Genomic DNA, 13816 nt, shown 5'->3' on the forward strand with positions numbered 1-13816 from the left:
GGATTCTATTACCAACAATAACAAGGAGAAAGCATTGCATGCCGGCATATCGGACCGTTGCAGTTTCCCAACGTATATAATACAACCGCACTTAAATCCCATTAACCCACCAGCCATACCGCACGAATAAAATCCTTTTCGGGTATTTAAATGAACATGGAATAAAACCCAACCAGGGTATTATTCATACCAACGAGGATTGATTGTGATTACTGATGAATTGCCAGGTGGGTATTTCAAGCAGATTGAAATTGCAAGGCCGGCCCGGCACTAGCCGCCACCAAACACCTTGGCCAATCGGTAAGCCAGCCGCGTCGCCTCTTCCATCAGCCTGTGTATATGCGGCGGAAACTGCGGCAGCGAGAAATACAACGCCGCTACGCCTATTCCCAACGTTAGCGGAAAACCCACTGCAAACACATTGAACTGGGGGGCGGCACGCGACATGACGCCAATGGAGAGATTGGTGATCAATAGCGCCGCCATTACCGGTAACGACAACAACAGGCCCAGCGTGAAAATCTGGCCACCGGCATCAACCAGCAGCTTTAGCCCAGCCAACTTCATGGGCTGGTCCGAGATAGGCAGCAACACAAAGCTACGGGCTATGGTCTCTATCACCAGCAAGTGGCCATTCATGGCCAGGAACACCAGGATGGTCAGCAGGCTGGCGAACTGCGCCACCACCACGGTATTGGTGCCGTGCTGTGGATCATAGAAACTGGCAAAGCCCAAACCCATCTGCAAGCCCGCAAGGTGGCCGGCCATCTCGATGGACGAAAACACCAGCCGCATGGTGAAGCCTATGGCCAGCCCGATCAGCAGTTGCTGGGCTATCACCAGTATCCCCAAGGCCGATACCGGCTCGATAGCTGGCATGGGCGGCAAGGAGGGGGCAATCAGAATGGCCAGCAGCATGGACAAACCCACCCGTACCCGCACCGGTATGCTGCGGCTGGAGTAGAACGGGTCCATGGCAAAAATGGCCAAGATGCGGAAGAACGGCCACAGCAACATCCCCAGCCATGCCTGTATCTGGGCATCGGTCAGGGTGATCATAGCGGCCGCCAGCTACCTTGGCGCGACCCGCAGCCAGATTGCATATCAGGCCGCTGTGGCGGCTTAGGCGTGGAAGGGAACACGGCGAGACTAACCGATCATGGTGGGTATGGCCTGATACAGCCGTATGGTGTAGTCCATCAGGATGGACAGCATCCAAGGCCCAGCCAGCACCGCCACCATAAAGGTGATCAGCAGCTTGGGAATGAACGATAGCGTGGCTTCGTTGATCTGGGTGGCAGCCTGGAACACGCTGATGATCAGGCCTACCACCAACCCGGCCAGCAGCATGGGGCCGCCTATCAGTATCATGACCTCGAAGGCACGCTGGATGATAGTAATGACCATTTCCGGTGACATGACGATGCCTCCTCGGCTTGTTTGATCTCAGTATGAGCTGGTGAGTGCCGGAACCCGCGGCAAGCTAGGTATAGAAGCTTTGCACCAGGGAGCCTATCAGCAGCGTCCAGCCATCCACCAGCACAAACAGGATGATCTTAAACGGCAGTGAAATGGTCACCGGGCTCACCATCATCATACCCATGGCCATCAACACGCTGGCCACCACCATGTCGATGATCAGGAAGGGGATGAATACCAGGAAGGCGATCTGGAAGGCCGTCTTCAACTCGCTGGTCACAAAAGCCGGCACCAGCACCTTCAGGCTGATGTCCTCCGGCCCCTGGGGCTTGGCACTTTGAGACAGCTCGATAAACAGCGCCAGATCCTTCTGCCTGGTCTGCTTGATCATGAACTGCTTGAGCGGCACGCTAGCGCGCTCCACCGCCGTATTGAAATCTATCTGCTGCTGCGAGAATGGCTGGTAGGCCTCCACCCAGATCTTGTCGAGCACCGGCGACATCACGAACACCGTGAGAAACAGCGACAAGCCGATGATCACCTGGTTGGGGGGCGCCTGCATGGTGCCCAGTGCCTGCCGCAGCATGGACAGCACGATGACGATGCGGGTAAACGCCGTCATCATCAACAGGATGGCCGGCAGGAAGGTCAGGCTGGTCAGGAACAGCAGGGTCTGCAGGGTCAGCGTATAGCTCTGCCCCGCCCCGCTAGGCTGGCTGGTCAGCAAGGGCAGGCCTGGGTCGGCCGCTACTGCGGGTAGCGCCAGGGCAATCAGGCCAAGCAGGTAAATGCGTGGCCTCATTGCGTTCCCTCTCCCGCCCGGCGGGCCTTGATCACACTGGCCAACTTCTCGGCAAAGGGCACTGGAGCCGTCACCTGTGGCAGATCATCGGGCCTGGGCAGGGTATGCAGGGTTGATACCTTGTTCGGGGTGACACCAAGCACCAGCCAGGTATCGCGCAGCTCCACCACCACCACCCGCTCCTTGGCACCGACCATGACACCGCCGACCACGCGCAATTGGGCCTGCCCGCCGAAATGGCCAGGCGTCATACGCCGCATCAGCCAGGCGGAGCCAAAGATGGCCGCAATCACCAACAGCAGCGAAAAGAACACCTGTACCAGGCTGAGCAGGGACGGACCTGCCGGGCTACTCAATACCGGCATGGCAGCAGCAGCCTTGGTAGGCTCCGCACCCAGCACACAAACAGAAACCGCCGCAGAGAGTGCGGCGGCCGATAGAGCGATCAGGCGCATGGGCAAGGGTTTACTTGTGCAGGCGGCGGATACGTTCCGCCGGCGTAATGATATCGGTCAGGCGGATACCGAACTTGTCGTTCACCACCACCACTTCGCCCTGGGCGATCAGCGTGCCATTCACCAGCACATCCATGGGCTCGCCTGCCAATCCGTCCAGTTCTACAACCGACCCCTGTGCCAGTTGCAGCAGGCTGCGGATGGCAATCTTGGTACGCCCCAGTTCCACCGTCATGGCCACCGGGATGTCCATGATCATCTCGATGCCGGAGGGACCGGTAGGTTTGTCCGGTTGCTGGTCAAAACTCTTGAAAATATCTGCCGGCGACGCGGTCGGCATGGCTACCGCGGGCGTTGAGACGGCTGCCTCCATGGCAGCGGCTTCGGCGGTCTGCTGTTCTGCCAGTGCGGCAGCCCAGTCATCCAGACCCTGTTCGTCCATTTCGTTACTCATTGTTCAACTCCTCAGGCTGCTCCTCATCGAGCATCAGGTTCTCCGCCGAGGTGAGTATCTTCTCCACCTTGAGGGCATACTGCCCGTGCAGCGTACCATAGTGCCCTTCCAGCAGCGGCACCCCGTCCACCTCGGCAATGATGGTTTCAGGTATATCAATACCGATCACATCGCCCGCCTTGAGGTCCAGGATATCTCCCAGCGTAATCTTGGCGCTGCCCAGGTTGCAGATAAGTTGCACTTCCGAATTCTGCACTTCGCGCGATAGTAGCTTGACCCAACGGTTATCCGACTCCATGCGGTCTGCCTGCATGGAGCTGTACAGCATGTCGCGCAAGGGCTCGATCATCGAATACGGGAAGCAGACATGGAAGTCACCGCCGCCCGAACCGAGTTCGATTTTGAAGGTAAAGGCCACCACCACTTCGGTAGGGGTGGCGATATTGGCGAACTGGGTATTCATTTCCGAGCGCACATAGGTGAACTCAGTTTTGAATACGGGTTCCCAGGACTTGCGGTACTCGTCCATCACCACCTCCAGCAAACGCTGGATGATGCGCTGCTCGGTGGGGGTGAAATCGCGTCCCTCCACCCGCACATGGTAGCGGCCGTCCGAACCGAACATATTGTCCACCACCAGAAACACCAGGTCCGGATCAAAGATGAACAGGCCGGTGCCGCGCAGCGGCTTCATATGGATCAGGTTAAGGTTGGTCGGCACCACCAGATTGCGGATGAATTCGCTGTACTTCTGCACGCGCACCGGCCCGACCGAGATTTCGGCCGAGCGACGCATGAAGTTGAACAGGCCAATGCGCAGGTTACGGGCAAAGCGCTCGTTGATCACTTCCAGGGTCGGCATCCGACCACGAACGATACGTTCCTGACGGCCAATGTCGTAGGCGCGTATGGCCGAGGAATCCAGTCCCTCGTCCGCGTCTTCGTCTTCACCCGTCACCCCACGTAAGAGGGCGTCTACCTCTTCCTGGGAAAGTATGTCGTCGGCCATGATACGGACCCCATTACCGCTTGCGTTGCCTTACTGGATGATAAAGGTCTTGAATTCAACGCTCATCACGCCGTCCTCGTCGTCCTTTGCCCCCAGCACCTTGTTGACGGTCTGCTTGATCTCGTCCATCAACTTCACCTTGGATTCCAAGGTCGTAATATCTTCCTGCTTCTTCGAGCTCAGCAGCAGATTGACCTGGCTGCTGATACGCGGCATATAGCTTTTCACCACATCCGCCTGCTTCTCGTCCAGCACCTGAGCGTGTATCTCGGTCTGCAGCACTACGCCGTTCGCCAGGTTCACCGTAAAGGTATCCAGCTTGGTAAAGACCGGCGGCGCATCGCTCTCTGCCTTCTTCTTTTCCTTCTTCTTGTTGGTCTTGCCCTCAGTCTCGCCTGCATCGGCCGATTGCTCGGTAGCGGCTACCGGTTCGCCAAAACTCTGGTTGGCCGAGATCGTCAGGAACAACCAGGTCGCAAATGCCCCACCCACCACGATCACCAATATCAACAAGGCAATCACGACATAAAGAATGACGTTTTTCTTACCCTTGGGCGCGCTGTCCCCAGCGTCTGCCTGCGGCGCAGGTTTCTTGGCTTCTGCCATAAGAATTATCCTTTAGGAGTGCGTATTGTTCTAAACAAAGCGGGTGCATACATCTTGCTCACCTAGTCTGTTTATAAAGCAAACCCGCCACAGGAACAAGCATTGGCGCGGGTTACACGCAATCGCGGACAATTCCCCTACACGCTCCCTCACTACGCAAGCCAGCGCTCCTACCGGCCCACACTGGTCAGACAAACAGGTTCACGTTGCCAGGCAGACCTGGCGGCAGCTTCACCCGCCAGGTATTCGCGGGTGCCTGTGCCTCTTCGGTCTGGGCGGAGAAACTACGGCTACCGTGGCGGCCATTCCTGTCATCTTGCCCTTGTCCACCCTGCCCAGCCTGTGATTCCACATGGGCCTGATTCAACTGGATGCCACTCTCGGCCAACATTTCGCTCAGCCTGGGCATGGAGGCCTGCAAGGCCTCGCGCACCGGCGCCTGGGCTGCGAAGAAAGTCAGGGTGGCCTGGTCCTGATTCAGCGTCAGTTTGACCTCCATCGGGCCCAGGTGGGGAGGGTTCAGATGCATCTCCACCTCCTGCTGCTGATTGCTCACCATCATGACGACCTTGTTACCCACGGCGCGATCCCAGCCCTCGCTACCCACGGGCTGGTGGATGGCATAGGCGGAACCACGCGTCGATTCTGTCGTATGGCTACGTGGCAACTCCATCCGAATCGCCGCCGTGCCAGATTGCTGGCGCAGGGTCGCCGCATCCGTCGATGCCAGCTTCTGATCCAGCACCGCCTGAAAACCGCTCGCTACCTGATCCAGTAAAATTGTCTCAGCATCAGCCTGCGGCAAGTCCTGCCGCAGGCCGGCAAGTTTGTCCGTAGCCTCGCCCAGCAGTTGCTGGGAAAAGCGCTTGTCCGCTTTATCATTGGCAGTTTCACGGCCATCGAGCAAGGCTTGGGCAAGGCCTGCATGCTGCAATAGCGGATCACCCTTTACCTCGGCCTCAGCCTGCAGGGCAGCCAGGCCACGATCCACGTAAACCTGCAGTTGCGCCACCATGCCGGCAGCCGCAGCTTGCTCGGCGCTCCCCTCGGCCACCTTGTCGTGCTCAGGCGCATCCGACTGCCCCTTACCCGCCTCACGGGTCTCCGGCCGCTCGCTCGAAGGAGTCGTCTGCTCGGGGGCATCTGCCGTCTTGCTCGGCTCGGCCGCCTTTTCAGGCTGCTTGGCGGGTTCCACGGGCTTGGCCACGGCCACCGGCTTGACCGCCTCCAAAGGCTTGGCCTGGTGCTGTACAGGCTTGCTTACCTGGGCGTCGCGCGCCAGTTGCTCGTTCTGGCGGCTCTGCATCTGCCGGTTGAGCGATTGCTCAAACAAGTTGTTGCCCACCGATTCCTCGGCCCGCAACTTACCCGGCACCGTCACGGAAGCGGCAAGCTGGGCAATGATATTGTTGGTCTGGCTAGCGGTAGGCATGGTGCAGTCCTTGTCCTGAGTCTCTCCCCCTGACGGGGTCAGTAAGCCCTCAGCAAAAACAATGCCACCTACCCGAATTCAATGCCCCGATGCATCGCGCCGACGCTGTAGTATCGAAGCCCACTCATCGGTCAGTTTCTGATCCTGCTTGGCTTCACGCTGCGTCTCGCGACTCTGGTGCCTGTCCTGCAGGGTCTCATACGCCTTGACCTCACGCTCACAGGCCTGCCAGGCCTGTTTGCGGGCCTCCAGTTGCGCCTCGCAACGCGCTTCTTCAGCCAGTTGTTGCTCAACCGCAGTATCCAGTTTGGCCAGGAACAACTGAAAATCGTTCCATTGATGGATACGGATACCTCGCGATGCCGTATCTGTCAGACGCGTTCGGTACTCTTCACGATACTGCTCAATCTGTGCCCGCCGTGCACGCGCCTGCTCCAGCCGCTGCAGTGCCGCGCTGATGGCGCGCGCCGCATCTTCGCGCTTGTCGATGGCGAATTCCAACAGGAATGCAAACTGAAAAGCCTTGGCCACGACGGCAACCCGGAGTTAGCACCACCAATCCAACCCAAGGCAGCGGTTTGTTGGTGGTACATAAGTTTATTCGCCAAACAGGGCTGCCAATCGCATCCTGGCCCCGGCATAGCCCTCACGCTCGAAAATGCCCTGCTGCAGGAAGGCCTCCATGGCCGGCATCCTGGCTATCGCCTCGTCCAGCAAGGGATCAGATCCTCGCACATAGGCGCCTACATTGATCAGGTCGCGGCTCCGCTGATAGCGCGAATACAGCTGCTTGAAGCGCCTGACCAGATTGTATTCCTCTGGCTCAATGATGTCGGTCATCACACGGCTGATGGATTGCTCCATATCGATCGCCGGATAATGACCTGCATCGGCCAGGTGCCGACTCAGCACGATATGGCCATCCAGGATGGCACGGGCACTGTCGGCGATCGGATCCTGCTGATCGTCGCCCTCGCTCAGCACAGTATAGAAGGCGGTGATTGACCCTCCGCCCTCCTGTCCATTGCCCGCCCGCTCAACCAACGCAGGCAATTTGGCAAAGACCGAAGGAGGATAGCCCTTGGTGGCCGGCGGCTCACCGACAGCCAGGGCAATCTCACGCTGCGCCATGGCATAGCGGGTCAACGAATCCATGATCAGCAGCACATTGGCGCCCTGATCACGGAAATACTCGGCAATCGCCGTTGCGTAGGCTGCACCATGCAGGCGCAGCAAAGGGGGGGTATCGGCGGGTGCAGCCACCACTACCGAGCGGCGCAGGCCTTCCTCACCGAGGATATTTTCGATGAAGTCCTTTACCTCGCGGCCACGCTCACCAATCAGGCCGACCACCACCACGTCAGCCGTGGTGTAGCGGGCCATCATGCCCAGCAGCACACTCTTGCCCACACCCGAACCGGCAAACAGGCCCAGGCGCTGACCACGGCCCACCGTCAGCATGGCATTGATGGCACGCACCCCGACATCCAGCACATCATGCACCGGCACACGATCCAGGGGATTGAAGGGACGGGAGAACAGCGGCACATGGGCTTCAACCTGCAAATGCCCCAGCTTGTCCAAGGGCCTGCCCAGGCCATCCAGCACCCGGCCCAGCAGATGCGGACCAACAGCCGCCTGGCGCCCCCGGTCTTCCAGCCTGCGCCGTGGTGCATGTGTCAGGTTGAAGTAGGGCACCCGATTGGCCAGATCTTCATAAGCCACTACCCAGGCCCCCGGTTCCAGGCCATAGACTTCTGCCACAGGCATCAGGAACAGCTTGTCGCCGTTAAACCCCACCACTTCGGCCTCTATGCTGTGGCCAGCCGGCAGAATGATATGGCAGCTTGCACCCACCGGCAGCTTGATGCCCACAGCCTCCAACACCAGCCCGGCCACCCGGGTCAATCGCCCCTTGGGTAGCCAGGGCTTGGTCGTCGCCACGGTATCGCAGCATTGCTCGGCATAGCGCTGCCAGCGCGCCAGCACGGGTGGCGATGGTGCGGCAGGCGCAACATCATCCTCAGTGCTCATCATCAGCTACCCAGGGGTCGCTACGCCCCAGGCCCTCAACAATGCGCCGCCACCGGCCAGGTAGCGACAAGTCCAGCTCAACACTGGCATTGCTGATACGGCAACCACCCCGCGCCATCTCGGCAACCGGCTCCAACCGCCATTGCAGGGTAGCCAGCTCTCCTGCCAGCAAGGTCTGTAGCAAAGCCAGATCATCCGGGTGCAATTCCAGCTTCAGCGGTCCTTGCAGCTCCGGCAGGCTGTTGATGGCCTCGCGTATGACTGCCAACAGCGACTCGGGCGATTGACTCAGCTGCTGCCGCACCATCTGGCGTGCAGCTGCAAGGGCTATATCCAGTATGGGCTGGGCCAGTGCATCCTCGTAGTCCACCACGGCTGTTGCCAATTGCGACACCAGCAGCTTGAACTGCAACACTTCCGCCTCGGCCTCCTGCCGCCCCACCTGCAAGCCTGCTGCATACCCCGCAGCATGGCCAGCTTCGCGCCCGGCCACCTCTCCCTCGGCAAACCCGGCCTGCCTGCCCTGAGCGTGGCCATCGGCATAGGCTTCCTGATGTGCCGCCAGCTTGAGCTGATCGAGCTCCACTTCAGCAATCATGGGAACCATGCTGATTTCAGCCTCAGCCACCACCACGCTTTCCTCCACAGCCTGCTCAGCCACGGGTTCCTGCTCGGCCGGTACTGCCTCAGGCACATACACATGCGGCCTTTGTACCGACGTGCCGCTGAGCTGGGTCATATGCCAGGGTTCCAGCGGGGGTACATCCTCGCGCCTTATGATCTTCTTCTCACCCCAGGCCTTCATTGCATCACCTCAGCGCCCATACTTTGTTAAGAGCTGCTAACAAAACCCCTATGGCCTTGTTGCGCAAGCTTACCGTACCCGCGTACGGGCTGCCGCGCGGGCCCGGCCAGAACCGCTACGCCGGGTTTTGTTAGCCGCTCTAAAGCCGCTCGCGCGGTATTACTCGACAAACCCTTCGCCACCGCCCTTGGCAATCGCAATCTGGCCTTCATCAGCCAGGCGGCGCACCACTTTGAGTATTTCGCGCTGCTCGGCCTCTACCTCGGACACCTTGACCGCGCCCTTGGCCTCGAAATCGTCGCGCAGCATTTCGGCCGCACGCTGCGACATGTTCTTGAATATCTTGGTACGCAGTATCTCGCTGGTACCCTTCATGGCGGTAATCAGGGAATCGGACGATATTTCGCGCAACAGCAGCTGTATGCCGCGATCGTCGATATCAATCAGATTCTCAAAGGTGAACATCTTGTCCTGGATACGCTGCGCCAGTTCCGGATCGTATTCCCGTATGGCATTGATGGCCGAGGCTTCGACCACGCCCCCCATGAAGTTGAGGATCTCGGCCGCCATGCCTTCGCCGCCCATGGCCGACTTCTTGACGCGATCAGCACCAGACAGCAGTTGGGTCAGCACATCATTGAGTTCACGCAGGGCGGTAGGCTGCACCCCTTCAAGGGTAGCGATACGCAGCAGCACATCGTTGCGCAGGCGCTCAACAAACTGGTTCAGCACCTCGGACACCTGATCCGGCTCCAGATGCACCAGGATGGTGGCAATGATCTGTGGGTGCTCGTTCTTGATCAATTCGGCCACAGCGACTGAATCCATCCACTTCAGCGACTCGATACCGGTATTGTCCCCCCCCTGCAGGATGCGATCGAGCAGGTTGGCCGCCTTGTCCGACCCCAGCGCCTTGGTCAGCACCGAGCGGATGTATTCGTCAGCCGCACCGAAGTTGGCGCGATTCATGGTGGAGCCCAGGAAGTCGCCCACCACCTCTTCCACCTGTTCGCGGGTGACGTTATCCATGCTGGCCATGGCCAAGCCTATCTTCTGTACCTCTTTGGGACCCAGGTACTTGAAGACTTCTACGGCAGCCTCCTCGCCCAGGCTCATCAACAGGATGGCACTGCGGCGGATGGCTTCATCATTAGCGGCCATGCTGGCTCCAGAAAACGGTGCGATAGGCACCCTGATTCACATCGACGCCTGCAAGTCCTGGCGGCCGGCGATATCCACCAGCCCAGCAGAACCAACAGACCAAGGCTTAACCGGTTTTTTGATCAGCAGGATCGGCAGTGAGCCATTCGCGGATGATGGTAGCCACCATGCGCGGGTCTTCCTTGGCCATTTCCTTGGCACGCTGCAGCAGCTCGCTGAAAGCCGCCAACTGCGCACCCGCCTCGGCTTCGGCCACCACCTCGGCCTCCACCTCAGACTGCGCCAATTCCTCTGCCGTCAGGGCCACACCACCTTCCTCGCCCCCCATGGCGCCCTTGTCCTGGCGTGGGCGTATCACATCGCGCAGGATGGGGCGCACCACGCCAAACAGGAGGTAAGCCACCACCAGGGCAATCAGGATGACCTTGAGGATATCGGCAGTATTGGCAATCAGGTATTCGGTCAGTTTCTCGAAGAAGGACTTGCCCGCCACATCCAGTATGCGGTCTGCAAAGGCAGCATTGACCACCTTCACCGAATCGCCACGGTCCCGGTTGTAGCCTATGGCTTCCTGCACCAAGTTGGTCACCTGGTTGATCTCGGCCTGAGTCAGCGGTTGCGACTTCACGCCGCCATCCTTCTGCTGCACCCGCTTGAAGTTCACCACCACAGCGGCATTGACACGCTTGAGCACGCCCACCTGCTGGCGTACATGGGCAACGGTCTTGTCCACCTCGTAGTTGCGCGTCATCTCCTTGTGCGAGGTGGAAGACGGCGCGTTGTTGACCGTCACGCCCGGCGGATTGGGCAAGGTGATGGGCGCACTGGCTGCACCGGGCGGCTGGTTGGACAAGGCACCCGGCACGCCGGAAGGCTGGCTGGCATTGGCCCCCGCACCTTCACTGGACTGCTCGCTGCGTATGGCCGAGGCATTGGGCGGTGAATTGGGCTTGAACGTCTCCGACGCCTGCTCCACTTCGGAGAAGTCCATCTGAACCGTCACTTCGGCCTTGACGTTATCCTTGCCGACGATGGGTTCCAGTATTTTCTGGATACGCTCGGACAGCAGCGACTCCTGCTGCGCTACCAAAGCCATCTGCCGCTGGTTGAGCGAACCATTGCCACCATTGAGCAGGTCGGGCATGTTCGACAGCAGGCTGCCATCCTGGTCCACCACCGTGACATTCTTGATAGGCAGATCAGGTACGCTGCTGGACACCAGATGGATGATGCCGGCAATCTGCGCCCCATCCAGGGCACGGCCCGGATGCAGGGTCAGCAGTACCGAAGCGGTGGGTTTCTGCTGCTCACGCAGGAAGACGGTCTGCTTGGGCATGGCCAGATGGATGCGGGCTGAAGCCACGGCTGAGAGCGATTCAATCGACCGTGCCAGCTCACCTTCAACCGCACGCTGGTAATTGACCTGCTCGCCGAACTGACTGATGCCGAATTTCTGGTTATCCAGCAACTCAAAACCCACGGTGCCGCCCTTGGGCAAACCCTGTGACGCCAGTTGCAGCCGCGCCGCATGCACCATTTCAGCCGGCACCGAGATCACGCCGCCGGGTTCAAGCTTGTAGGGGATATTCTGCTGTTGCAGTATCTGGACGATCTGGCCGCCATCCTTATCGGAAATATTGGCGAACAGTATCTTGTAGCCGGGGTCGCGCGCCCACAGCACACCAATGACCAGCGCCGCCACCACGGCTGCGATGACGGCTATCGTGAGTATCTTGCGCGTATTGGGGAGTTGATTGAACTGCTGGATGAGGTTGGGACGCTCACCCTGCTGTACATCTCGATTGTCGACGGCTACGACCGCGTCATCCATATATCAGGCGATATCACACCTGCATGTTCATAACTTCCTGGTATGCGGACACCAGCTTGTTACGAACCTGCACCATAGTCTGGAAAGACAGGCTCGCCTTCTGCAGCGAGACCATCACGTCTTGCAGGTTGGCGTTGGGGTCGCCCATTTCGAACGCCTGCTGCTTGGCCTGCGAATCGAGTTGCATCTGATTGACCTGGTCCAGCGACGACTTCAGCACAGACGCGAAATCACCACCTTCCGGCAAGGCCTCTGCAGCGGACGAAGACTGCCCGGCCGCCTTGGCGGACATGGCCTTTAACTCGCCCAGCAGGTTGTCTATCCCTTGCACGCTCATGATGCACCTCGAAACTGCGTGAAATTGTATGTGTCTCGCTTGAACAATAGCAAGCAATCCGCAGGCCAACAGGCCTTTTATTACTCTTCCTGCCAACCTTCTTCGCGATACTGCTGCAATTTGTAGCGCAGCGTACGTTCGCTCATGCCCAGCTTTTCTGCCGCCAGCTTGCGCACACCCCCGGCCTGCTTGAGTGTATCGACTATGTGCTGCCGTTCCAGCGAACGCATATCGGTCACAACAGGCGCAGCAGGCGGCAAATCCGGCTGCGGCATATTTGCCACCGGCGCGGCAATTTTTGCCGCCACCGGCAATACTTGCCGGCGCAATTGCGGCAAAAACAGGTGTTCAGGTTCTATATCGTCACCGGGCGCCAAAATTAAAGCCCGCTGCATGACATTCTCCAACTCCCGGATATTGCCATCCCAGCTATGTGCTGTCAGGGCAGCCGCAGCGGCGGCACTGATTGCCGGCACCCGCCGCTTACCCGAGGCTGCATGTCTGGATAGCATGGCCCGTGCCAGGGGCACGATATCGTCCGGGCGCTCGCGCAGTGCCGGCAGTGCCAGCGGAAAGACATTGAGCCGGTAGTACAAGTCCTCCCGAAACCGGGCAGCAGCCACTTCGGCCGGCATATCGCGGTTGGAAGTCGAGAGCACGCGGATATCAATGGCGATCGGTTTCTTGCCCCCTACCCGCTCCACCTCCCGCTCCTGCAGAACGCGCAACAGCTTGGCCTGCAGCTCCAACGGCATTTCCGAGATTTCATCGAGCAACAAGGTACCGCCATCCGCCTGTTCGAACTTGCCGATGTGCTGATTGGCCGCGCCGGTAAACGCTCCTTTTTCGTGGCCAAACAGGGTGGACTCCAGCAACTGCTCGGGTATGGCAGCACAATTGATCGCCACAAACGGGCCGCCGGCACGGGCCGAGTGACGATGTATATAGCGCGCCAGCACTTCCTTACCGGTACCGCTCTCCCCGGTAATCATCACCGCCGCCTCCGACATGGCTACCCGCTGGGCCATATCCAGCAAGTGCAACATGCCCGGGTCTTCGGCAATCACCGCATCGTCGTCCACCGCCGGCAGCATGTACTTGGCCACCGTCGCCAGCAGGTCATCCGGCTCGAATGGCTTGGGCAGGTAGTGGGCCGCACCAGCATGGAGTGCCGCCACCGCCTTCTCGATCACACCATAGGCCGTCATCAGCACCACCGGTATATGGGGGTAGGCCAGCTTTACCTGCTTGAGCAGCGTCTCGCCATCCATGGGCTGCATCTGGACATCCGACAACACCATGCCGACCTTGCGTTCAGCCAGCACCAGCAATCCGGCTTCGCCATCCTCTGCACTCAGCACTTGATAACCCGCCAGCTCCAGCGTATCGGTCAGCGCCTCGCGCAGGTCGTTGTCATCCTCGACGATCAGTATGGGCAGTGCGGGCATGGCTCTGTTTCTGCTTGTAAAGG

The 13816-nt window shown here is 59.4% G+C and carries 15 protein-coding genes; all 15 read right to left on the reverse strand.

The window, feature by feature from the left end; genetic code table 11:
• Positions 1-270: 270 nt before the first annotated feature.
• Positions 271-1059, reverse strand: coding sequence for a flagellar biosynthetic protein FliR (gene fliR / locus QWZ03_RS05610; RefSeq protein ID WP_290331829.1), 789 nt, complete (start codon positions 1057-1059; stop codon positions 271-273).
• Positions 1060-1149: 90 nt separating this feature from the next.
• Entirely contained in the window at positions 1150-1419 is a 270-nt protein-coding gene (gene fliQ / locus QWZ03_RS05615; RefSeq protein WP_284197601.1) for a flagellar biosynthesis protein FliQ, read from the reverse strand.
• A 64-nt stretch (positions 1420-1483) separates the two neighbouring features.
• Positions 1484-2221, reverse strand: a complete 738-nt coding sequence (gene fliP, locus QWZ03_RS05620; protein ID WP_284197602.1) for a flagellar type III secretion system pore protein FliP — start codon at positions 2219-2221, stop codon at positions 1484-1486.
• Positions 2218-2676: a flagellar biosynthetic protein FliO gene (fliO, locus tag QWZ03_RS05625; protein ID WP_290331830.1), complete on the reverse strand. Its 459-nt coding sequence runs from the start codon at positions 2674-2676 to the stop codon at positions 2218-2220. The genes fliP and fliO overlap by 4 nt, the downstream gene beginning before the upstream one ends.
• Before the next feature lie 10 nt (positions 2677-2686).
• The gene (gene fliN, locus QWZ03_RS05630; RefSeq protein WP_290331831.1) at positions 2687-3130 is read right to left on the reverse strand and encodes a flagellar motor switch protein FliN; all 444 of its coding nucleotides are present in this window, start codon (positions 3128-3130) and stop codon (positions 2687-2689) included.
• Positions 3123-4139, reverse strand: coding sequence for a flagellar motor switch protein FliM (gene fliM, locus QWZ03_RS05635; protein WP_284197605.1), 1017 nt, complete (start codon positions 4137-4139; stop codon positions 3123-3125). The genes fliN and fliM overlap by 8 nt, the downstream gene beginning before the upstream one ends.
• A 30-nt stretch (positions 4140-4169) precedes the next feature.
• The gene (locus QWZ03_RS05640) at positions 4170-4745 is read right to left on the reverse strand and encodes a flagellar basal body-associated FliL family protein (protein ID WP_290331832.1); all 576 of its coding nucleotides are present in this window, start codon (positions 4743-4745) and stop codon (positions 4170-4172) included.
• A 187-nt stretch (positions 4746-4932) separates the two neighbouring features.
• Positions 4933-6177, reverse strand: coding sequence for a flagellar hook-length control protein FliK (locus QWZ03_RS05645; RefSeq protein ID WP_290331833.1), 1245 nt, complete (start codon positions 6175-6177; stop codon positions 4933-4935).
• 78 nt (positions 6178-6255) lie between these two features.
• Positions 6256-6708: a flagellar export protein FliJ gene (gene fliJ / locus QWZ03_RS05650; RefSeq protein ID WP_290331834.1), complete on the reverse strand. Its 453-nt coding sequence runs from the start codon at positions 6706-6708 to the stop codon at positions 6256-6258.
• Between the two features lie 66 nt (positions 6709-6774).
• Positions 6775-8214, reverse strand: coding sequence for a flagellar protein export ATPase FliI (gene fliI, locus QWZ03_RS05655; protein WP_290331836.1), 1440 nt, complete (start codon positions 8212-8214; stop codon positions 6775-6777).
• Positions 8201-9016, reverse strand: coding sequence for a flagellar assembly protein FliH (locus QWZ03_RS05660; protein ID WP_290331837.1), 816 nt, complete (start codon positions 9014-9016; stop codon positions 8201-8203). The genes fliI and QWZ03_RS05660 overlap by 14 nt, the downstream gene beginning before the upstream one ends.
• A 159-nt stretch (positions 9017-9175) precedes the next feature.
• Complete coding sequence (gene fliG, locus QWZ03_RS05665) at positions 9176-10177, reverse strand: flagellar motor switch protein FliG (protein WP_284197611.1); 1002 nt, start codon at positions 10175-10177, stop codon at positions 9176-9178.
• 106 nt (positions 10178-10283) lie between these two features.
• The gene (gene fliF / locus QWZ03_RS05670) at positions 10284-12008 is read right to left on the reverse strand and encodes a flagellar basal-body MS-ring/collar protein FliF (RefSeq protein WP_290331838.1); all 1725 of its coding nucleotides are present in this window, start codon (positions 12006-12008) and stop codon (positions 10284-10286) included.
• 13 nt (positions 12009-12021) lie between these two features.
• Complete coding sequence (gene fliE, locus QWZ03_RS05675) at positions 12022-12345, reverse strand: flagellar hook-basal body complex protein FliE (RefSeq protein WP_284197613.1); 324 nt, start codon at positions 12343-12345, stop codon at positions 12022-12024.
• Between the two features lie 80 nt (positions 12346-12425).
• A complete protein-coding gene (locus tag QWZ03_RS05680; RefSeq protein WP_290331839.1) occupies positions 12426-13793 on the reverse strand; it encodes a sigma-54-dependent transcriptional regulator in 1368 nt (455 codons plus the stop codon).
• Positions 13794-13816 lie beyond the last annotated feature (23 nt).

The organism is Chitinimonas viridis, assembly GCF_030409555.1.
Classification (GTDB): Bacteria; Pseudomonadota; Gammaproteobacteria; order Burkholderiales; family Chitinimonadaceae; genus Chitinimonas; species Chitinimonas viridis.

Excerpts from the sequence above, each read along its gene's own strand:
- QWZ03_RS05660 (WP_290331837.1), bottom strand. The coding sequence starts at position 9,016 with ATGAAGGCCTGGGGTGAGAAGAAGATCATAAGGCGCGAGGATGTACCC.
- fliN (WP_290331831.1), bottom strand. The coding sequence starts at position 3,130 with ATGAGTAACGAAATGGACGAACAGGGTCTGGATGACTGGGCTGCCGCA.
- QWZ03_RS05680 (WP_290331839.1), bottom strand. The coding sequence starts at position 13,793 with ATGCCCGCACTGCCCATACTGATCGTCGAGGATGACAACGACCTGCGC.
- fliE (WP_284197613.1), bottom strand. The coding sequence starts at position 12,345 with ATGAGCGTGCAAGGGATAGACAACCTGCTGGGCGAGTTAAAGGCCATG.
- fliF (WP_290331838.1), bottom strand. The coding sequence starts at position 12,008 with ATGGATGACGCGGTCGTAGCCGTCGACAATCGAGATGTACAGCAGGGT.
- fliQ (WP_284197601.1), bottom strand. The coding sequence starts at position 1,419 with ATGTCACCGGAAATGGTCATTACTATCATCCAGCGTGCCTTCGAGGTC.
- fliI (WP_290331836.1), bottom strand. The coding sequence starts at position 8,214 with ATGATGAGCACTGAGGATGATGTTGCGCCTGCCGCACCATCGCCACCC.
- fliR (WP_290331829.1), bottom strand. The coding sequence starts at position 1,059 with ATGATCACCCTGACCGATGCCCAGATACAGGCATGGCTGGGGATGTTG.
- fliP (WP_284197602.1), bottom strand. The coding sequence starts at position 2,221 with ATGAGGCCACGCATTTACCTGCTTGGCCTGATTGCCCTGGCGCTACCC.
- QWZ03_RS05645 (WP_290331833.1), bottom strand. The coding sequence starts at position 6,177 with ATGCCTACCGCTAGCCAGACCAACAATATCATTGCCCAGCTTGCCGCT.
- fliO (WP_290331830.1), bottom strand. The coding sequence starts at position 2,676 with ATGCGCCTGATCGCTCTATCGGCCGCCGCACTCTCTGCGGCGGTTTCT.
- fliG (WP_284197611.1), bottom strand. The coding sequence starts at position 10,177 with ATGGCCGCTAATGATGAAGCCATCCGCCGCAGTGCCATCCTGTTGATG.
- QWZ03_RS05640 (WP_290331832.1), bottom strand. The coding sequence starts at position 4,745 with ATGGCAGAAGCCAAGAAACCTGCGCCGCAGGCAGACGCTGGGGACAGC.
- fliM (WP_284197605.1), bottom strand. The coding sequence starts at position 4,139 with ATGGCCGACGACATACTTTCCCAGGAAGAGGTAGACGCCCTCTTACGT.